This is a genomic window from Rhodococcus sp. 06-1474-1B (assembly GCF_002258885.1).
In the GTDB taxonomy this organism is placed as follows: domain Bacteria; phylum Actinomycetota; class Actinomycetes; order Mycobacteriales; family Mycobacteriaceae; genus Rhodococcoides; species Rhodococcoides fascians.
This window is the reverse complement of the sequence record NZ_NOYR01000036.1, coordinates 25,926-52,555: the sequence shown is the minus strand read 5'-3', so window position 1 is coordinate 52,555 and position 26,630 is coordinate 25,926. Positions and strand designations below refer to the sequence as shown.

Genomic DNA, 26,630 nt, shown 5'->3' with positions numbered 1-26,630 from the left:
GGGTATGGGCCGGTGTGGGCGAACAGCGTCTAGCTGCGGCGCACCAGGATCGAGGTCGAGATCTGATCGGGCAGCAGCACACCCACACCGAGACCGGCGACGAACGCGGCATCCTGGAAGGCGAACGCGCGGCGCAGCCGCAGCCGGGAGCGGGCAGCGAGTGATTCGGTGACGGCGGCGGCGTTGGCGATCTCGTCGACCGAGCCGACGGTGATCGTCAGCAGCGCCGAATAGCGTTCGTATCCGGCTCCGGAGACCATTTCCCGGCGTGCCTGCTCGGCGATCTCGTGGCGCTTCTCCGACCCGGCGGAGGTGATCTTGTTGCCGCGAGAATTGATCGCGTGCAGCGCGTCTCGGTGCTGCTTGTCGACCTTCTTCGCGGCGTCCCCGGCGGTGTAGGGGCGGTAGACGAGAGTGAGGCGCTTGCGCGGGAGGTCGTCGTGCGGCTGCAGCAACGGTTTGAGGACGGTGTCTGTGAACACCGATTCCGGAGGCGCGGCCATCTCCCAGACGACCGAGACGCCACCGTCGTGGCGGTAGTGACCCCACTCGGTCTTCGCACGTCCCGGTCCGGCGTCGTCCCAGTCGACACCGTGCTCTTCGCCGGAGATCTCGAGTTCCTCGAAGTCGTTCTCGGTCGACGGGTTGTAGGAGCGGTGCACGGCCGCGGTGATCTCGGCGGCGGTCATCGGCTGGGCATCGATCCCGGCACCGGAGAGTGACTCGTACAGATCCGGCAGACGACGGGCCAGCTCGGTGGCCATCTCCTCGGGGTCCTTCTGCCGCTCTTTGGTGGTGGCGCGGAGGGTGATCGACAACCGCGCGAGGGTGCGGTGGCGACCGGACGGCATCCGGACGGCGGACTGCTGGACGAACGTCGCCGCCAACGGCGGTGCGGCGTCGACGAGTTCGTGTTCTGCTCGCCGCGCCAGCCGCAGCCCGGTGGCGGGAATGTTCTCCACCACCACCACCGCGCCGACGATGTCGCCGGGCAGGCCGAGATCGGCGAGGTAGACACCCCAGTCGGCGGTGTAGAGATCCTTGTCGCGCTGAACGATTGCTTCGTCACCGCCGGGGAGGGCGTCGAAGACGACGGTGTAGCGGTGATCGTCGGGGTTGTGGATCATTCCGAATTCGTTGCCGTGCCGGTCGATTCCCATGTAGACCTTGGTGCGGGCGAGCAGTCCGGGGAGTTTGTATCGGCCACCGGGGATCCTCGAGTGCGGTCCTGCGTGGTATTCGGTGGACTTGTCGACGTGCTTGCGGCGAAACCATTGCATTCTCAGTTGTCCTGTCTCGTAGAGGGTTCGGCCGTTCGGCGCGATGACCAGCGGGGTGAGGATCACTGCGCCGACACCCATCAACGCGAGTCCGAAGAGGACGTTTCCGAAGATCAGGACCGCGAACGAGACCGCGAAAAATCCTGCGCCGTAGGCGATTACCTTCGTAGGTAGGCCGAACGCGAACGTGCTCTGCGGCCGGTTGCCGGCCGAGTAGATCGGCGGCTCGTACGGCGCTTCGAGCTGTGTGGTCATCGTTGGATCCGTCCGTGGTAGTTGCCGACTGCACCTTCTGCAGCGGAGCCGAGGGTGTTCGAGATCGAGCCTGCGGTGCGGCCGGCGTTGCCTGCGGCTTTGAGTGCCCCGGCTGCCCCACGCAGGCCTGCCGAGGATGCGGTGCGTCCTGCCGAACTGACGGCCGAGCCGACTCTGCGGGCTGCACCCATCGGCCCGGACGATGCACCTGCGTGGGAGGGACTCGATCCACCGTTGTAGCGGCCCTGAAATCCGGGGGTGGAACGTGCGCCGGTGCCGTTCCCACCCGAGGACCCACCTTTGCCGCCGCCACCGGAGGATCCGGCGACGGTGTTGGCCGCTGCCCCGAGGGCACGCGACCCGGCCCTAGCGGTACTGCCCATCACCGCGCCACCGGCTGAGCTGACCTGTCCGACTTCGCGGCCACCGGCGGAGATGGTTTCAGCTGCGGGAGCGACGATCTTGACCAAGGTGGGCAGGGAGAACCCGACGACGGCCAGCAGGATCGAGCCGATGATGACCGTGGCGATCTGATCCGAGCTCGACGCCGAGGATGCCCAGAACGCGAACAGATACAGCAGCGTCGCTACCGGCTTGAACAGCAGCGCGCCGAGAGTGAACGCGATCATCGACTTGTAGGAGCTACGCCCGGTGCCGGTGGCCGACGCTGCGGCGGCGAGCGGGATGACGGCGACGACGACGCACAGCACGGCCTCACGGATCAGCAGTGCGATGAGCTGGGCAACCGAACCGAGGAACGCGAACCCGGCGCAGGCGAGAGCGAGTATCGGGCCGAGGCCGGTCTTGTCGTCGAACGCGGTGATGGCGGTGATCTTTTGGTTCAGATCGCCGCTGACGAACTTCTCGAGCGCGTAGGCCGAGGCGACGTCTCCGACTTGGTGGAACATCAACACCAGGATCGGCAGCAGCGAGACAGTGATGACCGTGCGGACCAGCATGCTGGCTGTTTCGGTGGCTCCTTCCATCACTGCTTGTTTGCGGGCGATGGCGAGTTTGGTCATCGCGATGACGATCGAGGCGAACAAGGCGACGAGGGTGAATCCGGTGATGATGTTGCGTAGCCCCGACATGGCGTTCTCGGCGGCGAGTCCTGGTATGCCCGAGGACATCCAGAAGGTCATGACGGTGCGGAATGCCTGGCTGTTGCCTTCCATCACGGCTTTGGTGAAGTCACCGACGGGGTCACCCCAGAACGCGGACGATGCGGAGGAGACGGCAGTGGAGATCGCGTCACCGGGATTGTCCTCGAACGAGTTGGAGAGGCAGAACACCTGAGGGAGTGCGTCACCGGTCACGCTGTTGAGTTGGTCACCGATCCAGGTCGAGTCCTCGCGCGCCTTGTCCAGGCATTCCCGGCGATCCTTCTGAAAGTCGTTGCCTTGGTTTGCGATATCTGCGATTCCAGGAACGGGCGGTGGGTCCTGGGCGTACGCGACGGCGTTGCTTCCCGCGATGATCGCGACGGTGACCACCGCGAGAAGAAGGAACCGAATCGCACCGCGTCGGATTCGCTCGAAGACGTTCGGGCGCGTCACGCGAAGCTCCAGGGAGTGAAGGAACTGATGTCGGTGATGTCGGTGTCGGTGGCGACGGAGCGTTTGTCGAGCCGGCTCCTCCAGGTACCGCCGTCGTAGAACATCGACGTGCGCAGGACTGTGTAGACAGGGGTGGTGCGGCGTTGCCCGTTGTCGTCGATGGGAACTTCGATGGCGAATTCGACTGACGCGAAATCAGAAGTGCAACTTCCGATACGGAACGCCACCGGAGCGGGAAAACCAGTGGCGGCGTCTTGACCGGGCGAGTCCCACGCTTCGGCAGCGGCACCGCGATCGAGTTCGTCGGTGTGCACCGTGAGGAGCTCGTAGGCGTCTTTTGCCACCGGACCGGGACCGTACGTCGTTGCCACCCAATTCCACCCGGCCAGGGCTGCCCCCTGGGGAGTCTGTGTGTAACCGGTGGGTACGTTGCCGGTCACCGCGGTGGGTCCGTCTGTGGTCGAGACCAGCAGCGGAAGTGAGGCGGTCTGTTGGATCTGTACTCCGGCCGGTGAGGTGACGGGTGTGTTGGTCGGAGTGCATTCGATCCGCGGTTCCGGAGCGGTCTGTGGCAGAGGCTGCCCGATCGGGTTGTTGGGGACGGTGACCTTGCGGCCGAGTACGTCGACGACGGGTGTGCCGAAACCTCGTTGGCCGTTGCTGCCCGATCCGGACGGGTCGCTGGGCGTGGGTTCGGTGGTCGACGGTGCAGCCGTGGCCGGTGGGGTGTCGTCGTCGTTCATGTTCGGGACGATGAAGACGATCGCACCGACGATTGCGACGACGACGAGCGCCGCAACGCCGATCAGGATGGTGCGGATGCGGCGGCTCATGAGGTGCGCTCCAGGGTGGTGTAGCCGTCGATGGAGTCCAGTTCGACGGCGTCGATGTTCTCCTCGGCGGTCGGTAGGACGATCCGCCAGTCATCCGATATCCATTGCAGCGCAACCGGGTAGGCATAGAGCTGGGTGTCGGTACCGATGGTTTGGGCGACCGACACTGCCGCTGAGAGCGGGTCGTCGCTGTAGTCGGTGACCTCGAACCCGACGAACTTCGGTGCCGCGTCGGCGGGGACCGATCCGGAGACGGTGACGGCGGTGCGGGCGGCCGCGAATTCGTCGCGGCCCGGTCCGGGTGCGGTGACGGTGTTGACCACGTCCGGCCAGGCGCGGTCGTCGGCGACGGCGAGTGCGGTCTGTCCGTTGATCGCGGCCAGGACAGCGCCTTGCGGGGTTTGTGCGTATCCGCTGCGGTTCACCGATGTTCCGGCGAAGGGCCCGTCGATCCGTGAGGTCGGCACAGACACTCCCGCGACCTCGCGCCAGGTCAGTTCGGCCGGGGCGGAGCGCAGATCGGGTGCTGCGTCCGGGGTGGCGGTAGGGGCGTCGTCGTTGCCGGATCCGCACGCAGCGAGTGCGAGGACGGTCGCCGCTGTCGCGGCGATCCGGAGTGTGCGGGAGACGGTCATCAGGTGAGGCCTTTCGGGTCGAATGTAGTTCGGGTGCAGCGAATGTGGGTTTCTCAGGCGAGGACGGCTTGAGCGATTCCGGATGCGGATCCGATGATGGCGGCGCAGATCAGGATGCGGGCCAGGGTCGCGTCCTCGACCATCTGTGTTCCGGTGGACTTGCGCTGGTTGACGAACACGGCCCCGCACACGAACAGTGCTGCGATGCAGGTGATGATGGCGAACCAGAGCAGCCACGACAGGCCCGTCATGATCGGCTGCCACACCTCGTCGGGCCATTCGACCGGTTCGGTGGGTGGTTGAGCGAGCACGTCGGTCATGGCCATGACACGTTCACCCACCAGGCGCTGAACGAACAGAGCACGGTGATGGCCAGGGCGCCGGTGTGACCGGTCATGCGATCACCGCGCCGATACCTGCGGAGACAGTGCCGACCACGGTCGAGACCAGCAGGACTGTGGTCGCGCGGTCGTGTCGGCTGCAGATGGTCTTGTCGACGGCGACCACACCTCCGCTGATCACCATCGCGCTGATCGAGGCGATGAACACCCCCCCACAAGGTCCAGTTCAAGGCGGTCATAGGACGAGCATGTTGACCAGGCCGGCGGCACCACCGATGACAATGGACCCGAACAAGCCGCCGACGAGTTTGCCGGTGGCACCGCCTTGGCCACCGCCGGAGATCTTCTCGTAGGCGAGCATCGCGCCGCAGATCATGATTCCGGCGACGGCGGCGATGATGCAGCCCCACATCAGCCAGGACAGCAGGGTCAAGATCTTCTCCCCGGTGCGGCCGTCCGGTGCTTGGGGGCTGACATCACCGATGTTCTGTGCGAGGAAGGTGGTTGTCGACGCGGCGAGGGTAGTGATCATGGTTGATCTCTTTCTGTGAGGGTGAGTGGTATTGCGGTTCAGTGGCCTGCGGCGATGCGGGCGGCAGCGAAGATTTCCCGCCCGATCACGGCGAGTTCGTGGTGTGGCGTGGTGGTCGAAGGGGCGGGTGCCCGCATCCGCCCGGGTGGGGGTGGGTCGGGCTCGGAGGGTGTCCAGATCGCGAGCTCGTGCTGTCTGTGGGTGCGCAGATCCTCGACGTACGGGATCCGCCAGACCGCCGGGGCTGCGGAGGCGACGACATCGGCCCAGCGGCGCAGGGTCTTCGGGAGTGGGCCTGGTGCGTCGGGAACCAGAGCGAGTCCGAGGAGGGTGCAGCCGCCGGTCAGTCCTGCGGCTGCTTGCAGGAGCAGATCGTGTGCAGCGTCGAGGCCGGCGCGGTCGGTGCGCGCGACGACCACGACGTGCGGGTGCCGGTCGCGGGCGGGCCAGCCCCGGCGGGCGTCGCCCGCCGGGGCCCAGATCTGAGCGAGTGTGCCTGCGCCGGAGCGCCCGTGAGCGGCGAGGAGCCACATCGCGGGCTGGCGACCGTGGACCGATGGTGAGACCGGGTTGTCGTGTATCGGTGCCTGCCGGGATTGCGGTGGTATCCGCAGTCCGGCCGGGGTGACAGATGGTTCGTCGTCTCGGTCGTAGTCACGGCGCTCTGCTGGTTGTGCGGCCATGTCGGGCGCACCTCCTTCTCCGGCGTTCTCGGTCACCGAGTGGTGGTTGGTGAGACGGTGGTTGGCACAGCGGCAGAAACGGTGGGGGTCGCTGTGGTGGCCGCTGTGGTCGTCGTGGCGGTGCCGGTGGTTCCGACGGTGGCGTGGGTAGCGAGGATGCTCCCGGCGCTGCGTACGGTGTCGGTGGTGGCGAACAGGGCCGCGCCTTGTTCGATCACTGCCCCGACCTTGTCTGCGAGGCTCTGATCGCCGGTCAGGTCGGCGGCGAGTGCGACGATCCACCGCACGGTCAGCTCGACGGGGGTCTCACCTTTGGATCCGACCGGAACGCTGTCGTAGGAGCCGTGTTTGGTCGCGGTGTTCCAGTACGAGGTGTCGGTGACGAGCTGCGCGAGACCGGCGTTCTCGTCGATGGTGTTCGACACTTCCTTGAATGCGACGTCGACGGCCGAGTCGATGGTCGCCGGGGGTACGAGCTTGACCGCTGAGGACAGCACTTTGGTGGCGAGTATGCCCAGAGCTGCGGGTGGATTGGTCAGACCGACGGTGGCGAGCTGGCCGATCGTCTCGGGGGTGATGACGTCCTTGGCGACGGTGATCGCCGCGCCGATAGCCATACCCGCGATCTTGGTGACCGCACCGACCGCCTCGTCGATCATCTCGTCGGTCGAGGTTGCGGACGGGTCGGAGTACTTCGCCATCTTCGACAGCACCGTCTCCGACGATGAGTTGACCTCGAATCGTCCTGCCTTGGAGTCGAAGTCGATGTTGTCGTTGATTACCGACGCACCGGTCATCAGGGCAGTGCGCCCGACGGCGGTGGAGACGTCGGTGAGGATCCGGACGGGGTCGCGGGTGTCCATCGAGGACTGTCCGGCGATGGACGCCACCAGCTTGGCCGCGGGTGCGTCGACGGGGGTGTCGCACGCGAGATCGCCTGCGGTGCAGTACGAGGCGACCCGGTCCGACACTGCTCCGAATCCAGCGATCTTCGGTGTCGGTGCGATACCGCCACCTGCGGGGGCGGCTGCGGCGACGGCCGGGGCGAGTTGGACGGTGTCCACGGCTGCGCCGTCGGTTCCCGGTGCCGGTGCGGGGGTCGATCCCCCACCTGCGATGACGTCTTCGCCTTCGGCGCGGGTGGGGTCGGAGAACAGTGCTCCGCCGGCGAGATCGTCGGCAGGTATCGGCCCTTGTCCGGCACCGATAGCGCGCAAGACCTTCGATGCGGCTTCGCCGCCCTGGGAGTAGCCGGAGATGAAGAACTTGGAGTCGGGGCAGCGTGCGGCGATATCGGAGATCATGGTGGTGGTGTTCTCGGCACCGATGTCGACGGACTGGGCGTAGGGAACGGAGCTGCGGTCCCCTGGCTTGCCGCCGAACGATGCCGGATACGGGACGTACTTGCGGTCGAGAGCGGGTCCGTCGCCGGAGTTCGCATCGCGCATCGCCGGGACGGTCAGCCGGGAGAAGAAGCCGGAATCGGTATCGGGTGAGGTGTTTTCGTCGATCTCGGTGGTGCCGGGGACGACGAGGAGTTGGAGCACCGGGCAGTCGCCGTCGGTGCTGGTTCGGCTGGTCGTTGCTGATCCGGACGGGGTGGGTGTAGCGGACGGTTGCGCGGCCGCGACTCCGCTGGCAGAGACCGCGAGCGTCATCGCTGCGGTGGCGGCGAGCAGGCGCGGGGTGAGGCGGCGAACCTGGTCGATGGTTGTGTGCACGGCTTCTCTCTTCTTCGGTGGGGTCCAGCGGATGTGCCTGGTCATAGGGGGTCAGCGCGGGACGATGGCGGAGATGAGCGTCGTGCCGTCCGGCGTCTTGGTGGTGGTGATCCGTTGGCGGCTCATGCGTCCGTCGATCCCGGGTCCGCGTTCGACGACGGTGACGTCGTAGATCCCCGCGTCGACCGGATCAGCGAGCACGCAGAACTCGATGTCGGGTTCGAGCTGGTCGATTCCCTGCTGGAGTCTCTGTGCGGACGCCATCACTGCATCCGGTGCCCCTGCGGCGCGGGCAGCGGACCCGTCGCGGTCGAAGTAGAAGGCCTTCTCGAACCGCCAGATCGCCACTGCGCCTAGATCGTCGCTGTCTTCGGTGACCGGGTCACCGTCGGCTTGCCCCCGGCACCAGGTGACATCGGCTGCGGCGGCACCGGCCGCTGCGGGGGCGGTCGAGGTCGGAGCCGTTGTGGTGAGGATCTCGTCGGGCAGCAGTGCGGCAGGGGCTTGCGGTTCGTCACCGACGCCGGTGAGGACCAGAGCTGCTCCCAAGCCTCCTCCGACCAGAACCGCGAGTGCAGTCGTGACGGCGACAGCGGAGCGGTGACGACGCCACCAGGACTGCGAAGGTGTGGGCGCGGTGTAGGGGCCTCCAGTGCGAAGTAGAGAGGTCCGTTCGTCGAAGGAGCTGTATCCGTCCGTTGGCCGTGCTGGGTCCACGTCGTCCGCAGAGTCGCCTGCGAACCAGTCGTCGTCGGGATCGACGTCGGTATGGTGCTGGTCGGTCAGGACGGTCAGTCTGCGCTCGGACGCTGCAGCGGCAGTCTCTGTGTCGGCGACGATAGGATCGGCGAACCAATCATCGGAGCTGTCGTCGGGGGTCTCTCGAGGTGCCACAACAGGGCCTTTCCGAGTGTCGAAGTGCAGGAACGGGATCGAACCTTCGGATACAGCCCGCCCACCGGTACGGTCGGGCTGTATCCGCATATCAGACCGCGATGTTCAGTCCTGCCAGGGCAGCGTTCGCCTGGTCGAGAACGGGAGCGACGGCGGTGTTCACCGCGGCTACCGTGTCAGCAACGGCTGGCTGCTCGAGCACCGTCGAGGAGAACTGCTGAACCTGCTCGTAGGCGGGCTCGGTCCATACCGGTGCAGCACTTGCTGCCTGCCCGATGGTGGTGTCGACCGTGTTCTGGGTACCGGAGGCCTCGACAAGCAACGGCGCAGCAGAGGCCGCTGGGACGCTTTCAGGTGCCGGGAGCGGGGCGGGCTCTTCGATGATCTGCTGCTCACCCCCGAGGACGGTGGCACCGAGGATGCCGCCGATGGCAGCACCGGTGCCGGTCAGGCCGAGGACGATCGGTGCCGACAGGGCAGCACCCACGCCTGCTCCTGCGAGTGCGGCCGCACCGGGGATGAAGACCCAGCCGACCGGTCCGCCCCAGACGATCGCGCCTGTGCCGGTCGTGGCGGCGACGCCGAGTGCGCCACCGATGGCAGCGGCGGTTCCGGTGATTACCGCGGCCGGGGCCACGGAGGCGGCGAGGCCGACAGCGCCACCGGTCAATACACCGGTGGCGGTGCCGGCGGCGATGCGGTCAGCGCGGGATGCGTCGGCGAACCCGTTGTCCACGAGCCAGTTTCCGCCGTCGGCCTGTACAGCGGCTCCGGTGTTGTTGAACTGTTCCACTAGGTTCCGGTCGAGCAGGTTCGGGTCGTACGGGACGAGCTCTCCGCCGACCAGGACGTAGCCGTCGGGTGCGTCGATCGGTGCAATGACCTTGCGCTGCACCGTCGGAACCGGCGGCGGGGGCGGCGGGGCCGCTTGCAAGGCAGGCGGTGCCTCGGTCGGCGCCGCCTGCGGCGCGGGGGCAGGCTCGTAGTAGGTGGTCTTGTACGAGGACTGCTGATTGCCGGACCGGTAGTCGTCGTAGCTACGCCACTGCGACTGCTGCACCTGCGGTGAGGCCTGGTAGCCGGGCAGGAACGGACGTTCACTGGTCGGGGCCGGCGGCGGCGCGACGGGGGTGGTGTCGGTGGTTCCGGACTGCGCGGTGTCGGGGGCGGTCACGAAGTCCTGCGGTGCCGCGTGGGCGGTCGCGGTGCCCCACGCCAGTGCGACGGCGACCGGCACGGCAGTGAGAACGAGTGCCCGTTCCCTGCGGCGGCGATGACGCCCACCGATTCCTTGCTGAGGAGACATGACTGGTGGTGCCTTTCGTAAGGCGCTGCGATGCAGCGGTATTGGGTGATGTGTGGCAGGAGTAGTTGATGGTGGAACCACCACCGTCCGCGCTGGGAAACGACCGAAAACGAGGGTCAGCCTTCGGGTGAACCCTCAGCGCGGACGACGGTTGATGCCTTGGGCGTGAAGATCCAAAGCATCGGGCGTATTCCTTTCTGTCAGTTGAGGTGTGGGTATTGGTTCGATGTCCCGGCGGGGTCGCGCAGTTCGGCACACGATGAGCGGTCGAAGCGTCACCGTGCGACCCTCGCGCCGGTCCACCAAATGAGCTACGGCGCAGTCTCAGGAGTCGGACTGTCGCTGTAGCTCTCGACTGGGTGTCAGGCGGGACCCCCAGTCGAGACTGGGGGTCAGGCCACGTGACTGAACTCGAGATCGCCCTGGAGTTCGTTGGCGGGCAGGCGAAACGTTTTGTCCGCGTCGGTCCACTCACCAAGGAGTTCACCGGTCGTCTCGCACCGCAGCTGGTGGGTCTCATGGGAGCCCTCGGGCAGTGAGCACACGACGAAGTCGAGGATTGTCGCGGTCGTCGCCGGGCAAAGCTGCGGGTTACAGCCAGGATTGAGCTGGAGCAACGTGCCTGGATGAGAAGATGTCATAGTCGTCCTCCCGAACCGATTGCAGTTCGTTTACGGCGAAGCGTGGGTGCCAGCCCGCGCTTGCCTAGATCAGTGATTGGACTTGGAGCTCGATGGAGAAAAGAACCCTCAGCGCCGCCAGAGACGCCAATCAACGATGGCGCTGAGGGTTCCTCTGCAATCCGGATGTGCAGGGTTCTGCTGCTTCCCCGGACCGCATCGCTCAGACAACGGTCTGTGCAAGATCATGTGAACTTTGCTTCAAGTCCCCGCGAGGGCTGAGAAGGTGATCCACCTATCTCGTTTATCATAACGGTTTATAGCAACAGTGTATAGCGACAGTTTGTGACAACAGAGCAGGGGTCGGGCAGCATGGATCGTTATGTTCGGGTGCCCAGGATGAGTCGACGCCCTTTGGAGGGGTTTGTGCCTTCGCGGCTCCTTGAGGCGAGACTGAACAAGGGCTTCTCTCAAGGGGAACTGGCTCTGCGGGCGTCTGTCAGCTCGGCATCCATATCGGCCTGGGAGGTGGGACGATCGACACCTCAGGTGGACCGACTTCAGCGCGTCGCGCAGGTACTGGGCCTTGAGATGGCCGAGCTGATTCACATACCCGAGACCGAGTGCAAGCTCGTTAATCTCCGCGAGCTCGCCGGTTGGACGCAAGCTCAACTTGCCCAGCGTGCAGGAATTTCGACACCGCTGCTTGCGGCGCTCGAGCGCGGGCATGCGTCGCTGACTGACGCCGTGTGTGCACGGATTGCCGTCGAGTTGAAGCTCCCGGATGTGGCTGTCGCCGAGGCGTTCGAGAGGGGTCGAACCAGGCAGTGAAAAGTGTGGAAGGCGCTCGGGTAACACCCTCATGGTCACCGCCGACAAACCCCCGCCCCCGTTGCGCATACGCAAACCATACGCAAGTATTCCCCTCACGCAAGTGGTTGAGGTTGTCTGCATGTTGATGGGATTTGATCACTTTGACCAGCGGTTCGACCTTAAACCAGAAGATTTACATATACTCTTCGAGTGGCACGGGGCGGTGTAACTCGCAAGTTGTACGCAAATGCCGAAATGAAAGCAGGCAGCATGGGTGGGAGCGCCGCAGAACGCCTGCGTGCAGCTGTCCTGGCAAGGCGGGATCAGCTTAAGTTCAGCCGTCGGCAGGTGTCTCTCAATGGAGGGCCGTCCGAACCGACGCTATTAAAAATCGAGCGGGGCCAAGGCGACGACCTTGGGGCGGCGACATTTCGCAAGCTCGATATCGGGTTGCAATGGGAGGCTGGATCAGCGGCGAGAGTCGCAGTAGGCGGCACGCCCGCGGCAGCGGCAAGATCTGACGTCGCTCTCGCCTCTGCTGGCCTCTCGGTTCCGGTAGCCGCCGTAGCCGAAGTAACCAAGCTTGTCGGCGAACTGCAGGACCTGGCTGACGTCAGGGAAGACGAATCGCTGCGATCGATCTCGGAGCGCCTGGCGCTGGCTATTCGACCAATCTACGGCTCGTATGTCACCAGCGTGCTTGAAGCTAACCGGCGTTCCTCTCCGGGTGGGCTTGCCGCAATCCTCCAGCTGTTAGGGCCGTTCCTCGACGAGCCGATACCGACCGATGCCGCTGATGTCTCAGAATGGCAATATCGGCGGTGGCTCGCCGGCCAAACCGATGGTCTGACCAAAGCGCAGGAACAACGATTTCAACGGCGGTTGGAGCAGTCCGATGAGTAAATTCCCGATGTACCGCAGAATCGACGCACTCTTCGATACTTTCCATCTTATCGACGAGGCCGAAACGTCCAACGAGACTGTCGTGGAATATCTGGTCGAGCGTGGGCACAACATCTCCGTTGAGGCCTTCGAGCAGCTTCGATCAGGTGCCGGAACTCAAAAGATGCCATCTGCAGCGGTTGTTTCCGACATCGCTGGCTTCTTCCGCTTCTCAAGCGATTACCTCACAGCATCGGAGAACGACCAGCGCTTCAAAGACTTGCAGGAGCAGCTCGATACGTTGAGGGTGTTCCGGCAACAAGGGGTGAAACGGCTGCGGTTTCGGGGGCAACCAACATCCTCGGATCGAGCCGCTCTGATTCGCGCTTTGCGCGGCTGAGCCCAAGTCACGTCCGAGGATGCAATTTCACGCGTAGCCCCTCAGGCTTCAACGTGATGGTCTCCCGCACCTGCAACGTGTAATCGGGATCCGGCTCGATGTCGAAGTCCTTGATAATGGTCGCCAAGACGATCAGGATCTCGTGGTAGGCAAACTGCCTGCCAATGCAGGCCCGCATCCCTACCCCAAAAGGTCTGTAGATTTCGGGATGTCGACCACGCGTCCTCTCAGGGAGGAAGCGGTCGGGGTTGAACTCTTCTGCGTCCGATCCCCACAGGGCGTTACGGTGCAATTGCAGTAAGACGACGAACACCCACTCACCCTTCTCGAATGGATGTCGACCTCCAAGCATTGTGTCGGCGTTCGCCTTTCGGAAGTACCCAGGTGCCACCGGCCACAGGCGTAGGGTTTCGTCGACTATTCGTCGGGTGGCTCTGAGCTTCGACACCTGCTCGAACGTAGGGGTGCCGTCCGTCCAGACAGATTCGATTTCGCGGCGTGCTTCCTTGACCACTTCAGGGTGGAGCGACAAGTAGTGCAGTGCAAATGCGAGAGCCCCGGCCGACGTCTCGTGACCCGCCACAAGGAACGTCAGAATCTGGTTTCGCACGTTGGCGTCGTCCAACAGCTCCCCGCTGTCCGGATCGGCCTCGACCAGCATGCGGTCGAGCAGGTCGCCTTTGCCACCCGGCCCGGTGGCTTTTCGGGTTGCAACGACATCATCAACCAGGGCGTGCACCATCCGCACGTCCTCGCGGTGCTGCTTCAACTGATTGCGAAAGATAGTCTTCTCGACGAGGGGATGCGAGTAGGCGGCACGGTTGATGTAGCGCAGCTCTCTCAGCATGGCACCGACCAGAACGTGTTCACCAGAATCGGTGAAGGAGTCGAAGTCGTAGCCGAACGCGCAGCGGCCGATGATTTCAAGCGTTGTCTTGTTCATGTCGGCCGACACATCGATCCACGACCCAGCGGGCTTACTGTGCCACAGCGAGGTCAATTGCCCGGCCGCCTCGACCATCGTCTGGTGATAACCGCGCATCGCTTGAGCTGTGAACGACGGAGCAAGAATGGCGTGAGCTTTCGCCCAGTTCGGCTCTCTGTTGTGTGCGGTGAACAGGCCATCTCGGACAATTTCTCGAAGGTTCCGGATGGGTACTCCCAGAAACTTCGACCAATTCCGATCGTCGTTGATCTCGACCAACAGGTTAGGGTCCGAGACATACGTGACGCGGGTGCCGACAATGTTGCGCTCGTAGATACCGCCGTACCGCTGCGCTCCCTTCATACCCCACTGACTCGAATCGGTGATGTGAAGGTCCCAAATATCACCGAGAAGGGGTATCCGATGGGGTGGGTGCGGCAGCACCCTATCCTTCGCCTTGATACGTAGGGGACTGCTCAGAGACTGGCTCAATGTGACTACTTCCTGAACGCTGTTAAGCGTGGGTTGAGATGGCCGATTGCTTTGCTGTTTCCCACCGACACGCGATCTTGTTCAGCGCGCGCACTTCCTCAATAAGGTCTCGATCTCTGTCAGCGGCGTGTAGTCGTATGTAGTCGCCCGGGGCACCGCCGGAACGTTTTCGTTCCAGAGCTGCCGCGACTTGGAACGCGGAAGCCGTAGCGGGGTCAGTGTGGTCGTCAATGGGGGTCGCGAACCGTCCGAGCACCAGTAAGCAGTCGCGGATCTCGACCGTCATCCGTTGTAAGGCCTCTATACGTCCTGATCCGGCGGCTGCGTGGTACTTCTTATCCAAACCGGGAATATCGTCCTTGCAGGTGGCGACTAGGTCCTCGCGAAGTGGCTGGAGCTTTCGAATGGACCGGGTTGCCGGGTCTAGTTCTGCGAGTTCGAGCAGTAGATAGATGGGCCGAATAATGGCGACAATTGCACCGAGAAGTAGAATATAAACGAAGTTATTCTCATTTGCTGCGAATCTGAACTCGACAAACGACGTGCCAGTTCCGGTTGCGGCAAATACCGAGCTCGCGAAGATGGAGATTGCCTCTTCCGTCGCCCATGCACCAGCGACCAGAAGAACTAGGTATGTTGCGATGTGTTTTCCTCGAAGTTGTCCCCGGACGAGATCGCGCACGCTGACGTAGACGAGAGGGACGCTTACGGCGGCGCACCAGGCGGAAAAGATCGAGAAGTATGCGACCGTTTGCCAACCTTCGGTTCGGTCGACGTATTGGTCGAGCACCCGAGCGTGGGTGCCGAACACGAGCATGAGCGGGACGGATATGTAGCCAGCTAGCCATACTGGCTTGTCCGTGATCCACCGGTCGGAGAATCGAGATCGTGCCCACGACGACACCAGCACTAGGACCAACGGCACGTAAGCCATGACAATCATGGTCGTACCGAGTTGGCGGGTGAACCCGACGGATAGCCCGACGTGGACTGCCAGGAAGTTCTGGGCCTCTGCTTCGCGGAAGGCAGCAGCCAGGATTGCAAAACCGAGTGCGTACGTCACCAGCCGCTCTGTGTGTGAACCGGAACGCCCGAACAGCAGGATCATTCGCGCTACGAATGTTGCGACCGACATCAGGATGATTGTCCAACTGATGAGTCCCGGAACGGAGCTGGTCATGCCGTCCCCCACAACGATCGCATAGCGGCCGAATCGCGGAAATGCGAGACCTTCGTCATCACTAAGTCTGCCAAGAGTTCGGCCTCGCTCTCCTGCTCGTTTGAAACGAGGTTGCGACCTAGAGCGCTGCGCAGGGCGTCCGGCGGGACATCGGAAAGTAGTAGCCGCAACCAGTCTTCGTTCGGCTCCTGGTCGGATGAGTGACCGAGGACCATGTGTGCTGCCTCGTGGCACAGCACCTGAATTAGATGGCGCTCTGTCATCCCCAGGTCGTACAGGATGATGTCTTTGTCCGTGCAGTCACACCACACGCCGCATGGTGATGACTGGAGATCGCCGTACAGCTCGCTGCTATCCGATGACCGGACCCCACGAAGTTCGATTGGCCGGCCGCGGTATTGCGAGAGAGCGTCGATGAACGCGTCGCGGTTCCACGGGGAGGGAATCATCGCTTCAATAGTTGCGCGCGCCTCGAAGACATTGGCCATCGAATCTTTCATAGGAGCCCCCCAGCTGCCGTCTTCAGATTGCGGTGCCAGGGTACTGCATCGCTGTGAGGCTCTCCGAGCAGCAGTTCTCCACACCCTCGCGCCACAAAGGGCCGCTGGGCGGTCCACCGCTTCCAGTCGCGAGACCGGGAATCGCTCTGCCTCTTAGCCCCAAAGACGCGGGCGACTCACATCGATGTAATTTCCTTCGACGCTTTCGGCGTGTCTGAGCCCGCCGAACATGATTCTGCATCAGGATAGGCACTGGTTGGGACCGATGATGCAGATGAAGGAGGCCACGCGATGCCGATGCCCAGTAAGGGTGACCGGAAGCCGTTGACTGTCCGAATCCCGCTAGAGCTGATCAAGACGCTCGAAGAACAACAGAGTTCAGCAGGTGTGACGTCTTTGGGTCAATACCTGGCCGACCTCATCGCGATCGTGAATGACCGCGAGGACCTCGCACTTGAACTCAACCGACCGCAGAACCAAGGAGTGTTGCCCCTGACTGCGTGATCGTTTAGTTCCGAATCGACATTCGGGACATACGTTCAACTGAATTAGCGCAGCACAGATAACGAAAAACCCCCGGCGGGCGGGCCGAGGGTTCTCGAAATCAGAGAAGCGAGTGACTAGCTCGCGACTCGGGTGTTGCTACTCCCCGAAGGGACTTGTCTTGCGTGACATGTCTCAGGGTACATCGTGCCCTGAAGTAGGTACAAGATTGAATGCTCGTGTCGTCCATCCGGATGCGACTGCGGACCGGTTGTGGCATCGATTCGCGCCGGCCATTGCTGCGCGCCGGTCGATGAGGCTGTACGACCCGACGACGCGTAAATACGTGTCCGCGGGGCCGTTGACGGTCAAAAGACCGGCATTGCCATCGGCTGTGCCGCTGTTCTCACGCGGGCGCGCCGGCGTCGTTGCCCTGGACTTCGACACCAAACACCACGGCCACGCCTCCGTTGTCGCCGACGTGACGCGTCTGCTGGCCTGGTTGACCGAATGCGGTGGCCGCGCAGTAGTCGACGAATCGACCAGCGGCGGCAGACACGTGCTGATACCGCTGGCACCGGGAAGAACAGTCACTGCTGACGAGGTCCGGCCGTTGTTGCGCCTTCTCTCAGCGCGACTTCCCACGTTGGACATCACACCGATGACCAACGATGCCACCGGCTGCATCACCGTGCCGGGCTCGCAGTGCAAAGAAGGTGGCTACCGCACCCTCGTCGATCTCGACCCGGCGGCAGCGTCCGACATCCTGACCGTCGGGTCGGATGCCGGCACGCTCCAGCGGCTCGAAGCCCTGCTCGGAGGAACGGGCGGAGCGGCCATAAGCCCGATCGCCGCCCACATCCGCACCGAAGCGTCCGCTGAACGAGTCCTCGGCAGCAGCGATGGCGCCCGGTTGCATCCGCGTTTCTGCCGCTCCACCCCTCCGCCGCGCTGCGTCCTCGACTTCGCCAGCACCGGCCGCATCGACACCCGCCGTTGGCCCTCACGCTCGGAAGCACGCCAGTCCGTCATCACCCACGCCGTCCTCTCCGGTGCCAGCACCGCCGACATTCTCACTCGTGTCACCGAACCAGCGTGGGCGGGTGTGCGTGCCGCCTACGCCCGCTACGCCGAACCCGAACGCGCCATCCGCCGCGACACTGTGCGCGCCCTCGAATGGGCCGCCTCCACACTCCCAGAAACAGTCCGGGATACCGGGCACAAGCAAAAGCACACAGGGGGTACCTACGATCCGGTATTTCGTTTATGGCTTACCCACGCCCAAACTTGGGTCGCTACGGAGTTCTTACATCGGCGAGATCGGTGGACGACTCATGCAGTTGTTCAAGCACTGGCGTGGGCTGCTGCGGTTTCGGGACAGATAGTTGAAGGTGTTCCCACTGTCGGTGTCGGTGGGCGGTCACTGTCTATTGCGGCCGGCATGCTCCCGGAATCGACGGTGTGGTCTGTTCTGGAGCGGTTGCGGGACATGGAAGGCTCACCGCTGTTGCTGATCGAGCGTGGGGTGGGTCAGAACCCCGACCGGTACGCGCTGGTGCCCACACACGCGGGACGCGCGATGACCGACGCTTTGCCCGAGTCAGTGCAGGTGGAGTCGGTACACCCGGCATGGAGTGTCATCGGATGGCGTCACCGCATCCTCTACGACGCAGTCGTCGCAGCAGCAGAACCCCTCACCCCGGACGAGTTGTTCATCGCCATCGGCATCGGACGTACCAGCGGGTACGAGGCTCTACTGGATCTGCGCGTTGCCGGTCTGCTCACGGTCGAGAGCGCCCAAATCGGTGTCGGGCCGGTCGAACTCGACGACATCGGCCATCGTCACGGTCTCACGTCGGCCGTCCGTGCCCGCATTGTGCGCCACCGCGCCGAACGCATCGTCTGGCGGGAATGGCTTGCAGCTCGCGACGAGGCACGCACTCCGCCCGAACCTGACCGGTCGTTGTTTGCCATCGCCGACGAACACCCTGCCGATCCACCCGACCGCGACTACATCATGGCGGTGATGAACACCGGTCCACCTGACCCGTTCTAAGACACTATGCCGGTCACGTATCTCGGCCAGACGCGAATATCGTTCTCGTTCGTTTCTCGGGATCAGGTGGTCGTCAACTTTCTTGACGATACGTAGTGTTGTTGCTTGCCTTCATCCCTGCGCGGACACCCAGGTATGTCAGAGTGTTTCGTTACCAAGTAGGTCGAGTGTGCGCTGCAGGAGCATTTCGATACGGTCCTCGACGTCGTCGACCATGTCGGGAACGCCGGCCAAAGCGGTATGTGCGCGGCGTCGTGCATCGACGCCTGAGCGGTAGTACCCGGAATCAAGTTCCACGGAGTGCTCCAGCTCGGTAGGACCGACGACCTGGAGCTGTTTGGTATCCCCGCGATTCTGCGAGGTGACGACGCGATGGCGGCGCGAGGTGTGTAGCGGTGCGTTCCCGGCGCGGTGCATGGCAATGACCGATCCGACCTCGGCGGCAGTCATCGCGGCGACGGGCAGGGGCATGTGTCCCCACTGGTCGATCGGGACCGCGATCGGGCCCGATCGGAACGGCCACTCAGACATCTCGGGAAACGTGTTGTCGTGCAGATGTTCTGCGAGCAGAGTTGTCGATGGGTAGCGGTCGGAGAACTGCAGGACCGTGCGCCACCGCTCCCATACCTCTACCGGACTGAAGTCGGTGACGTCGTGGGGATCGATGCGAACATGGTGGTGTCCACCGATCCAGACACTCTCACCCTCGATGGTGATCTCGCCGCGGTCAAGTGATGCAATTGCCCTGTGCGACAAACCCACTCCGGCCAAGAGAAGTAGTACAGCATCACGGCGGCCGAACAATGCGGCAGTCGATCCCACGGTCGGCAGTCCGGCCCCGATCGCCTGATACTGCACGGCACGTCGGATCGTTCTCGCGCTGCGGGCAGAGTCCAGTGCCAGCCGGAGCGAAGTCGCGCGCCCTGGCGCGGGGAGGCCGGCTTCGAGGTGGACGTGGTCGATAGCGGAGACCCGGCGCAACTGCACTGCATCGCCGGCGGGGTTCTCGTCGAGAAACTCCGCCAACGTGATCGGCGTCGCAGGTAGTGGCTCGACGTTCGCGGCGGAGCACCAGTCGGCGAACAGCCCCCACTCGTAGCGATACCCGCTCACCGCGGTGCCCCGTCTTGCCATCTGTGCGACGGTACCGGCTTGGGCCGACAGCTCCGGATCGACTCCTCGAGGTGTACGTCGAGAAGTCTTGACACCGTTCGAGCAGTCGCCATTGGGGCCAATCATGTGCCCTGCTGATCAGTCAACCAACGTCAATCCGGTGAGTTGCAGGCTGGACCGGCTGTAGAACCGAACCGACTCGACTGTTGCGGATTCCAAACGGAAGTATGGGCCCCATGTTGAGCAATTTTGTGACGTTCGGGCCGCTGCTGGTTGGATTGACAGCTTTGGTAGCACTCGTCTTGTCCAACACCAGGAGCGCGACCCTTAGACGCCGCGAAGAAACCCTGCGTGAGATTAAAGCCTCTCTCGATCCACGCGAGCGTCATACGACGGCGATCGTTCGGCTACACCGCGCGACTGTCGCCGCTGTAGTTGCTCGTCAAACGCATGGCGCATGGCCGTTCGTGTGGCCCTGGCTGATGTGGATTATTACCGCCGCCCTGTTTGGCCAGAGTGGGTTCTATCTGGGCAAGTATGTGGAGAGCGGGCAACCTTTCGAGCTGAACACGTTTGCATACGAAGTGTTCGGAGGTGATGTCCCCGCCTTCCTGGTAGTAATCGCGGGATGGTTGTTTATCTCGCAGGCGTTTCGAAACTATGAACACTCGCTTTATCAGAGAGCGCGCACTGCTCGCGCGTTTTATAACCGGGGTGAGATAAGCCATTGTCAACGAATCTTTGGTTTTCACGACTTCTACCGAGAGCGTCGGCCCGGTCCATCCTGGCGTTGGTTCGTTCGAGACCTCGTGCCGGGCACTGCCGCATTGTCGGTTGGGTTAGCTGGAGGAGTCGCCGTCTACGTGAGGGCAGAATCGCAGCAAACGGACGGCGTGACACCGTTGCTGATGACAGCATTTTGGACCGGCGTTCCGGCGCTGACCTCGGTTATCGCAGCGTCATTCGTGGCCATCGGAGTACACGAGCGGCGGAGCGACATCGAGCTGCTCCCGCGACCCCGAGTGTCGTCGCGTTTAGGGCTGCGTCGCGCGCTCGTCAGTACCGACAACGGAAGTATCGCAGGGCGCGCACATAGCAACAGATCAAGATCATCATGGCGCATCAATGTGCGACGGTCCCGGGCCGTAGGTCAAAAGGTAACGACTACGGAACCGGACAGTTGAATCAACGCTCCGGCTCAGTCGTCGGGAGGTAGATTTCGCTACCCTTCGACGCTTGCGGACTGGGCATACCCGCTTTCCCAGACATCCCCGCGTTCGCCAGAACTGTATTTCCCCGCCGTCCGAATGGCTTTGGGTGAGGTGCCGGTCTATTGCTCGGTCCTGCCCGATTGTCGGCGAGATCTATCGCTATCACAGCGCTTCCGCCCCGTGCTCGCTGTATGCGCAATTTCGTACTGCCATGACATGGCTCAACTGTGCACGTGTCGGCTCGAACACGAACTCGTTCTCATAGCCTAGGACGGGTAGGGGTTTCGTGTGCAGGTGAGCTTTCAACTGGGCAGGATCAATATTGGCTGCCTTCCACAAACAGCCATCGCGCAGGCTGGTGCTGTCCCAATCTTCGAAGAGGGCGGCCGCGTCGGCACTGACAGTCCACGACCACCCCATCTCGCCACCGGGCTTTGCGGGGTCGCGATCGTGTTTGGCAAACCGGTAAAGCGTGGTCGGCTTCGCGCATGTGCCCGTGCCCGTGTCTTCGTTCTCATCCGAGATGTATCCGGTTCGTTCGAACAGCTGATTCCACTCTGCAGGGGTAAGGCGACTCGGCGTGTGTCCTCCGTAGGTGGGCAGATCGACGTTTGGAAGATTCACGAGTCCGTCACTCACGTCGATCCATATCGTCGCAATGGCGCGACGAAGAACGTCAACCGGCACGACGTCACGTGCCTGCCACAACAACAGTCGGGGCCAATCGGCTTCGTTGTGCTGGCCGGAGACCTGGTCATACCAGGACAACCAATCGTCCCAGCTATGTGTGGGCTGTCCCCCCACTTGCTCTGCCATGCTCGAAGCCTAGAACTTGAGCCACTCCATTTAGCGTTCTACAACCCGATGTCGGTCACGGCATTGCCCACGAGAGGTACATGTTCGCGGCGGTAGACCTCGACCGAGTCGAGGCTGGCGTGGCCGGTCTGCCGGGCGATGGCGGATCCATCGGCACCGTTGCGCGTGCTTTGGGTGACGAAGCCGGCGCGGAGCGAATGTCCGCCCAGCTTCGCGAGTGCGGTCGGGTCGAAGCCGGCGTGTTCGGCGCGGCGACGGATGGTCTGGTGAATTGCGGCTCCAGACAGCGCGGCGGCACCCAGGTTGCCGTTTTTCGCGACGGACCGGAGCAACGGTGCGCGGGCGGCGGTGCGCGGCACTCCCCCACGACACACGTGAGCGTCGAATGGTTCTCGCTTCCGGAGTAGGCGGATCACAGACGGACGGCCACCGGCATCGAACGCAGCCACAACCTGCACCCAGCGGACGTACGCGCACGGAGGGCAAGCCTCGTGAGACTCGGTGAACGGCAGGGCTTTCACCGCTCCCCTGCCCTCTTGGTCGGTCTTCGATTTCCGCAGCCGGATGTGCATGCCGTCGTGGCGATGCACAGCGACGTCTCCACAGACCATCTCCGACAACTCGCTGCGGCGGTAGGCGCCGGCGAACCCGAGCAACAGGATGGCGGAGTCGCGTCGCTCTAGAACCTCATCGGCCCAACCGCGGCATCGCTTTCGAGCGGTCTCGACAAGAAGTTTGATGTCGTCGACTAACAGCGGATCACGTGGGGTGCGGGGCCGGTCCCCCGCTGCGGCGTACTCCCGCCGGATTCCTGACAAGGTTGCAGCGACAAGTTCGTGTGCGGACGGAGACAGATGTCCGGTCGTCCGGTGATGGTGGTTGATTGCGGCGATCCACGTGCCGAAGGTAGCGACGGCATAGGCCCGCTCTCCCGCTTCGGTGCGGGTATCGGCCGCGTCGACCAGATACGCTGCGACGGTGATGGGGTGCGCCGGCAATGTCACGTGACCATTCGAGTCGCACCAGTCGGTGAAGCGTCTCCACGCGGCAGCGTAGGTCTTGCGGGTTCCCTCCGACCGTGACGATTGGACGGCGCTCGCGATCCGCCTCGCGACAGCGGGCGGGATCTCTGGCTCGATGGGTACTGATCTGCCGACCTCGTCAGTGCCGACAAGGGTGGTCACCGCAGGTGTTCGGCCTGACCGGAAGTCCATATCTGCAGCCTAGCGCAGGCCACCGACACGTCTACAGAGAAAAACTGTGCTGAACTGCCGTTTCACGTGACACGGTGCGGAAAATGCAATTTACGTTGGTCTAATCTGAATAAGTAAGGGTGAGTAGGAAGCTCTATCTGCAAGAGTGCCATTGGCGACCGATCAGAGCTGGCGAAGTGGTGGGTCGCGCTTCTGACACAGACCGGCTACCTGGGCTTAAGCCTCCGCTCCACTTCCCCACTGGTCCGAATCGGAGGCTCAGCAGCAAGGCCTCGGCGGATGTGCTTTCCGCCGAGGCCTTCTTGGTTGGATGAGCTGTGTCAGATGCCTCGAAGCGTCTTCACCAGCTCACGTATGTCCTCCTCGTTGAGCGCTTCCCTGATCGCGACTGCCACAGAGTGGGGATCGCTTTTCAGCTTCATCAGCGCCCGGATTGCGGCGCTGCGTGATGCGATCTGCTTGTCAGCATCGGAGGGTCGGCGTGGTTTCTTCTCGTTTGCTTTCGGCGATGGTGGGTTCTGCTGGCGTGAAGACCACTCAGCGACCTGCTCCGCAGACGGAATCTGCGCCAGCGCCCGAGCGTCTCGGATCGCGAGATCGCCTGAACGTAGTTTCTCCCGCAACTCAGGCTCTAGCTTGAGCAATGCGCGCCGCTGCGAGATCCAGCCTTCTGATCGCCCCAATTTTTGAGCGGCCTTGGTGGCGCTTCCGAGTTCAGTAACAAGAAGGTTGACAGCTTCTGCCTCTTCGACAACGTCGAAGTCTTGCCGGTCCAGGTTTTCGACTATTGATGCCCACAGGATGGCCTCTTTGGATGTTGCAAGGCTGTCCTGAACGACCACATCCATTCCCTTGCGGCCATACTTCTCGCTCGCAGCAAGCCTTCGGCAGCCGTTGACCACAACCCAACGTGCGGAACCGATTCTGGCGACGTCCTCTGGCCAAAGTTCGAGCCACCGTGCGCTCGTAACCACTGTCCCAGGTTGAAGCTGCCGCTCCGCGATTGTAGCCAGATCGGCGAGATCCCCGACCGCTGAGCGCGGATTCCGAGGGTTGGCCACTAGTTCGGACAGAGGCACATCTGGTCTAAATTGGCCATCCACAGGGATGGATGCATCCACGGGCGACTTGTCCCCCACTGAACCAACCAGACTAGAAAAATCGACCCGACCGCCCCGGGACTTCTGTGATGTTGCCATTTACTTACCTACTTCCAGCTCAAGGCACAAGCGTTGGAAGTCCTCACGTGCCTGCAGCGATGCCCGATTTGGCGGGTACTCGGTAACCACTTGCCCCTGAGCTGCGGCTCGACTGTGCACCTTGTAGTGCCGAACAACGGTGTTGGCGAGTGGCCAACCTTGCGCTTGGACGAATGCTTCGGTCTGTTCCAGGTCGACTCGGCCGTCTCTTGGATCCCAGTTGTTGATGACGACAATGAATGGGATTCCCTTCGGCTCAAGCACTTTGGAGATTGTGCGGGCCGTCGGGTCGAAGCTGAGTGGCTCCGGGACGATCGGGACGATCGCGAGATCGGTCACCGAAAGTACAGTGTCGAGCGCTTGTCCTGAAGTGCCGTTATCTACAGCCCCAGGACGATCGCCGATCCAGCCCGGCGTATCGACGTAAACGTGTTTGATTCCATCCAGGTTTGGCAGATGGCGGAGCATTTCCGGGTCGTCGATCTGAGTGACCCGGAAGGGAAGGTCCTGCACTCTTTCGGCCCACCACACTGCCGAGCCCTGAGGGTCGATCGAAGCTGCCAGTACTGGCGATTCGCTCTGCTTGGCTCCGGAGCGAGTCAAGACGTCATTCTTGACTGCCGCCAGGTTCATCGTGAGGGTACTCTTCCCCACTCCGCCCTTTTGGCTGATTATTACGTGTACGGGCATTGAGCCCACCTTCCGTTTGCTTCACCGCGGTGCGGCTACTTCGGTGTGGTGTTCTGGCGATGATCTTTACCGCGGTAAAGATCCGCGAGAACGCGCAGCGCTGGAGTTGCTTGCGCCCTCGAAATGTACATCACTATGCCTCCAGAGTGTTCGGTTGTAGCTTCGACTCGCCGGGTCATGTCTGTGATCCGATGGCAGACTCCCCCGCTGGACCTCGGCGCTCACTGGCTCGTCCACGCGCTGTGGTACTTACCGGCTAAATCTTTACCGCGGTAGACGTCAAATCAGTGAAGGTGGGCAGTGCTTAAGTCCGCCTGTCGCACCATCAACTACTGGTATTCAGACTTCTGACCCGAGGGTGTGGGAGCTACACCGTTGCAGATTCGTGCGAGGACTGTGTCATTGAAGCAGCGAGCAGGGCTGCGGACGGCAGCCGTCCCCAACGTTGGCTGGTTCGCTGGTCGACAGCAGTTAGTCGGGAGGCTTGCTAGGTATGGTGATACACGAAGTGCCGGCACCACGCCCGTCGGATGTCTTTAAGGCCCGCTGAGGCGCGTCGTACTAAGATTTCTGGGCGCGACCTGGCGTTGGTTCTGCAACAGTCGTTGCACTTCGAAGTACGCGCTAGTTGCTTGCTGTTGCAGTGCACTGCAATCATGCGCGACCAGGCTCTTCTGATGCAATCGGCCGGCCGATATCGTAGTGAGGGTGCAACAGTTTTCGTTAGGGTTTTCGGGCAGGCCCAGTTTGGTCGTTTCGCCCAATTCCGGCGGACTGTCAAGGCGCTAGGTCCTGAGCCTTGGCGTTGTCGCGTCTTTACCGCGGTAAAGGCTGATCTCTCACCGCAAGGTGATGATTCAGTAAATGCGAGTGGGTGGTGGGGTGATGTGGGCTCCAGTGAGGCCTTGAGTTTCATTTCTTGTCGGCAGTTAGTTTCAGCCATCTCGTAGGACCTTGGTTTGGCCGGCAACGCCTTGCGGCGGATTTACGTAGGGTGAATCGCGATAGTTCGCGCCGAAGTAAGACCGGGGGGCAGGATGTCGCACCCCACCCAATTTCGTCACTGTGACGAAAAGTGTCGCACCCACAAGCGTCGGGATCTGGCCGATTTGCAGTCGAAGTTCCGGGTTCTTTGGCGGTGCGCATTCGAAGGCCGGCCGAAGGTGGCGGCGGGCCTTTGATAGACAATATTCAATCGAATCCGCTTTAACGAGGCTGGCGTGTGCTGGGGAACTTCCTGTTGAGTGCATTTGCTTGAGTTAAATCGTGGATGCGCTTGATGCGCTGGGGGACCGGGGCCTGCAGAGCCTGGAGTCCGGGTGACCCGTTCCATATCTTGGCGACCTTTACCGCGGTAAAGATTGAATTTGACCTTGGAGTGGTACAGAGCTGCACCCTTGCGTCGAGCTCTCTTCGTGTTGCCGTTCGAGCGCGCCCTTCGAGGCAGGCTTCAGTGCTATGCCTCGCTCAGGCCGAGTGCGACGCTGGCAAGGCTGCATCCTGACATCGATGGAGCGAACATAATCGCGCTCCTATGGGATTGGGGCAACAGGTGAGTCGAATCGTGGGCTGGCACCAATGGTCCAGGCTCTGTGTCCTCTAAGGAGAAGCGCTTCGTAGGAGGGAACGGATGAAGGTGTGTCAGGGTCTGGACGAACGAACATCTTCACGCCGGTGGCGCGGAGCAGCATCAATGCTTGCTGTTCGAGTTCGTGGACCCGATTGCGGGGCCTGGTCGGTGTTCCCAACGCTGTGAGCAGTGCGAGGTAGAACCGGCCGGGTGACGGGTCCGGGGGCATCTGCATGCACAACACCGGTATCTGCTCGCGGTCGGACAAGCTGATCGGCGGATGAGTGCGCCGGAACTTTTCGATGATCATCGACTTGTCGTTGTTCGTCGGACCGAGCAACAGTAGGTTCGGCATACGCTGTCGGTCCGGCCACGACAGCAACGTCTCCAGATGGTCGATGACCGTAGCGATCACCTCATCGGTGCTCAC

Annotated in this window: 27 protein-coding genes; 7 read left to right on the top strand and 20 right to left on the bottom strand. The window is 62.7% G+C overall.

The window, feature by feature from the left end; all coding sequences use genetic code 11:
• Positions 1 to 29 precede the first annotated feature (29 nt).
• The 11 genes from CH266_RS24945 to CH266_RS24900 all read right to left on the bottom strand — a co-directional run bounded on the left by CH266_RS24945 (position 30) and on the right by CH266_RS24900 (position 10,036).
• On the bottom strand, positions 30 to 1,535 hold the full coding sequence (locus CH266_RS24945; protein WP_094688955.1) for an SCO6880 family protein: 1,506 nt from the start codon (positions 1,533 to 1,535) through the stop codon (positions 30 to 32).
• A complete protein-coding gene (locus CH266_RS24940; protein WP_094688956.1) occupies positions 1,532 to 3,091 on the bottom strand; it encodes a hypothetical protein in 1,560 nt (519 codons plus the stop codon). The genes CH266_RS24945 and CH266_RS24940 overlap by 4 nt, the downstream gene beginning before the upstream one ends.
• Positions 3,088 to 3,924: a hypothetical protein gene (locus CH266_RS24935; protein WP_094688957.1), complete on the bottom strand. Its 837-nt coding sequence runs from the start codon at positions 3,922 to 3,924 to the stop codon at positions 3,088 to 3,090. The genes CH266_RS24940 and CH266_RS24935 overlap by 4 nt, the downstream gene beginning before the upstream one ends.
• Positions 3,921 to 4,559, bottom strand: a complete 639-nt coding sequence (locus tag CH266_RS24930) for a hypothetical protein (protein ID WP_094639456.1) — start codon at positions 4,557 to 4,559, stop codon at positions 3,921 to 3,923. Before CH266_RS24930 ends, CH266_RS24935 begins: the two co-directional genes overlap by 4 nt.
• 53 nt (positions 4,560 to 4,612) lie before the next feature.
• The gene (locus CH266_RS24925; RefSeq protein WP_094639457.1) at positions 4,613 to 4,885 is read right to left on the bottom strand and encodes a hypothetical protein; all 273 of its coding nucleotides are present in this window, start codon (positions 4,883 to 4,885) and stop codon (positions 4,613 to 4,615) included.
• A 67-nt stretch (positions 4,886 to 4,952) separates the two neighbouring features.
• Positions 4,953 to 5,108 (bottom strand): hypothetical protein, encoded by a 156-nt coding sequence (locus CH266_RS25625; RefSeq protein ID WP_176457206.1) that lies wholly within the window; start codon positions 5,106 to 5,108, stop codon positions 4,953 to 4,955.
• 27 nt (positions 5,109 to 5,135) lie between these two features.
• On the bottom strand, positions 5,136 to 5,432 hold the full coding sequence (locus CH266_RS24920; RefSeq protein ID WP_094639458.1) for a hypothetical protein: 297 nt from the start codon (positions 5,430 to 5,432) through the stop codon (positions 5,136 to 5,138).
• A gap of 38 nt (positions 5,433 to 5,470) precedes the next feature.
• The gene (locus CH266_RS24915; protein ID WP_094639795.1) at positions 5,471 to 6,115 is read right to left on the bottom strand and encodes a DUF6668 family protein; all 645 of its coding nucleotides are present in this window, start codon (positions 6,113 to 6,115) and stop codon (positions 5,471 to 5,473) included.
• A gap of 32 nt (positions 6,116 to 6,147) precedes the next feature.
• The gene (locus CH266_RS24910) at positions 6,148 to 7,836 is read right to left on the bottom strand and encodes a cutinase family protein (RefSeq protein ID WP_255176023.1); all 1,689 of its coding nucleotides are present in this window, start codon (positions 7,834 to 7,836) and stop codon (positions 6,148 to 6,150) included.
• 51 nt (positions 7,837 to 7,887) lie between these two features.
• Positions 7,888 to 8,730: a hypothetical protein gene (locus tag CH266_RS24905; protein ID WP_094688959.1), complete on the bottom strand. Its 843-nt coding sequence runs from the start codon at positions 8,728 to 8,730 to the stop codon at positions 7,888 to 7,890.
• Positions 8,731 to 8,821: 91 nt separating this feature from the next.
• On the bottom strand, positions 8,822 to 10,036 hold the full coding sequence (locus CH266_RS24900; RefSeq protein WP_255176022.1) for a hypothetical protein: 1,215 nt from the start codon (positions 10,034 to 10,036) through the stop codon (positions 8,822 to 8,824).
• Between the two features lie 401 nt (positions 10,037 to 10,437).
• On the opposite strand from CH266_RS24900, the gene CH266_RS25620 reads away from it, so the two are divergent.
• From CH266_RS25620 to CH266_RS24885, 4 genes are all read left to right on the top strand, one after another.
• Positions 10,438 to 10,575 carry a hypothetical protein gene (locus CH266_RS25620; protein WP_157226203.1) on the top strand — a complete coding sequence of 46 codons (138 nt, stop codon included), beginning with the start codon at positions 10,438 to 10,440 and terminating at the stop codon, positions 10,573 to 10,575.
• 453 nt (positions 10,576 to 11,028) lie between these two features.
• Positions 11,029 to 11,487, top strand: a complete 459-nt coding sequence (locus CH266_RS24895) for a helix-turn-helix domain-containing protein (protein WP_094688972.1) — start codon at positions 11,029 to 11,031, stop codon at positions 11,485 to 11,487.
• Positions 11,488 to 11,679: 192 nt separating this feature from the next.
• Positions 11,680 to 12,372, top strand: coding sequence for a hypothetical protein (locus CH266_RS24890; RefSeq protein WP_094688960.1), 693 nt, complete (start codon positions 11,680 to 11,682; stop codon positions 12,370 to 12,372).
• Positions 12,365 to 12,751 carry a hypothetical protein gene (locus tag CH266_RS24885; RefSeq protein WP_094716406.1) on the top strand — a complete coding sequence of 129 codons (387 nt, stop codon included), beginning with the start codon at positions 12,365 to 12,367 and terminating at the stop codon, positions 12,749 to 12,751. The genes CH266_RS24890 and CH266_RS24885 overlap by 8 nt, the downstream gene beginning before the upstream one ends.
• A gap of 7 nt (positions 12,752 to 12,758) precedes the next feature.
• Here CH266_RS24885 and CH266_RS24880 read toward each other — a convergent pair whose 3' ends face one another.
• The 3 genes from CH266_RS24880 to CH266_RS24870 form a co-directional block, all read right to left on the bottom strand.
• Positions 12,759 to 14,120 (bottom strand): cytochrome P450, encoded by a 1,362-nt coding sequence (locus tag CH266_RS24880; RefSeq protein ID WP_255176025.1) that lies wholly within the window; start codon positions 14,118 to 14,120, stop codon positions 12,759 to 12,761.
• A 70-nt stretch (positions 14,121 to 14,190) separates the two neighbouring features.
• Entirely contained in the window at positions 14,191 to 15,348 is a 1,158-nt protein-coding gene (locus CH266_RS24875; RefSeq protein ID WP_141214579.1) for a DUF6545 domain-containing protein, read from the bottom strand.
• Positions 15,345 to 15,836, bottom strand: coding sequence for a hypothetical protein (locus CH266_RS24870; protein WP_141214578.1), 492 nt, complete (start codon positions 15,834 to 15,836; stop codon positions 15,345 to 15,347). Before CH266_RS24870 ends, CH266_RS24875 begins: the two co-directional genes overlap by 4 nt.
• Before the next feature lie 303 nt (positions 15,837 to 16,139).
• Between CH266_RS24870 and CH266_RS24865 the strand changes: the two genes are divergently transcribed.
• Positions 16,140 to 16,352: a hypothetical protein gene (locus CH266_RS24865; protein WP_037174519.1), complete on the top strand. Its 213-nt coding sequence runs from the start codon at positions 16,140 to 16,142 to the stop codon at positions 16,350 to 16,352.
• A 208-nt stretch (positions 16,353 to 16,560) separates the two neighbouring features.
• Positions 16,561 to 18,387, top strand: a complete 1,827-nt coding sequence (locus CH266_RS24860) for a hypothetical protein (RefSeq protein ID WP_141214577.1) — start codon at positions 16,561 to 16,563, stop codon at positions 18,385 to 18,387.
• A gap of 138 nt (positions 18,388 to 18,525) precedes the next feature.
• Here the strand turns inward: CH266_RS24860 and CH266_RS24855 are convergent, their stop codons facing one another.
• Positions 18,526 to 19,521, bottom strand: coding sequence for a hypothetical protein (locus CH266_RS24855; protein ID WP_255176021.1), 996 nt, complete (start codon positions 19,519 to 19,521; stop codon positions 18,526 to 18,528).
• A gap of 215 nt (positions 19,522 to 19,736) precedes the next feature.
• On the opposite strand from CH266_RS24855, the gene CH266_RS25245 reads away from it, so the two are divergent.
• Positions 19,737 to 20,684: a hypothetical protein gene (locus CH266_RS25245; RefSeq protein WP_141214576.1), complete on the top strand. Its 948-nt coding sequence runs from the start codon at positions 19,737 to 19,739 to the stop codon at positions 20,682 to 20,684.
• 189 nt (positions 20,685 to 20,873) lie between these two features.
• Here the strand turns inward: CH266_RS25245 and CH266_RS24850 are convergent, their stop codons facing one another.
• The 5 genes from CH266_RS24850 to CH266_RS24830 form a co-directional block, all read right to left on the bottom strand.
• A complete protein-coding gene (locus CH266_RS24850; RefSeq protein ID WP_094688966.1) occupies positions 20,874 to 21,527 on the bottom strand; it encodes a hypothetical protein in 654 nt (217 codons plus the stop codon).
• Between the two features lie 38 nt (positions 21,528 to 21,565).
• Positions 21,566 to 22,741 (bottom strand): tyrosine-type recombinase/integrase, encoded by a 1,176-nt coding sequence (locus tag CH266_RS24845; RefSeq protein WP_094716402.1) that lies wholly within the window; start codon positions 22,739 to 22,741, stop codon positions 21,566 to 21,568.
• A gap of 320 nt (positions 22,742 to 23,061) precedes the next feature.
• Positions 23,062 to 23,940 carry a ParB/RepB/Spo0J family partition protein gene (locus tag CH266_RS24840; protein ID WP_032370887.1) on the bottom strand — a complete coding sequence of 293 codons (879 nt, stop codon included), beginning with the start codon at positions 23,938 to 23,940 and terminating at the stop codon, positions 23,062 to 23,064.
• Positions 23,941 to 24,630, bottom strand: a complete 690-nt coding sequence (locus CH266_RS24835) for a ParA family protein (protein WP_032370995.1) — start codon at positions 24,628 to 24,630, stop codon at positions 23,941 to 23,943.
• A 1,532-nt stretch (positions 24,631 to 26,162) separates the two neighbouring features.
• Positions 26,163 to 26,630 (bottom strand): TniB family NTP-binding protein, encoded by a 468-nt coding sequence (locus CH266_RS24830; RefSeq protein ID WP_230593005.1) that lies wholly within the window; start codon positions 26,628 to 26,630, stop codon positions 26,163 to 26,165.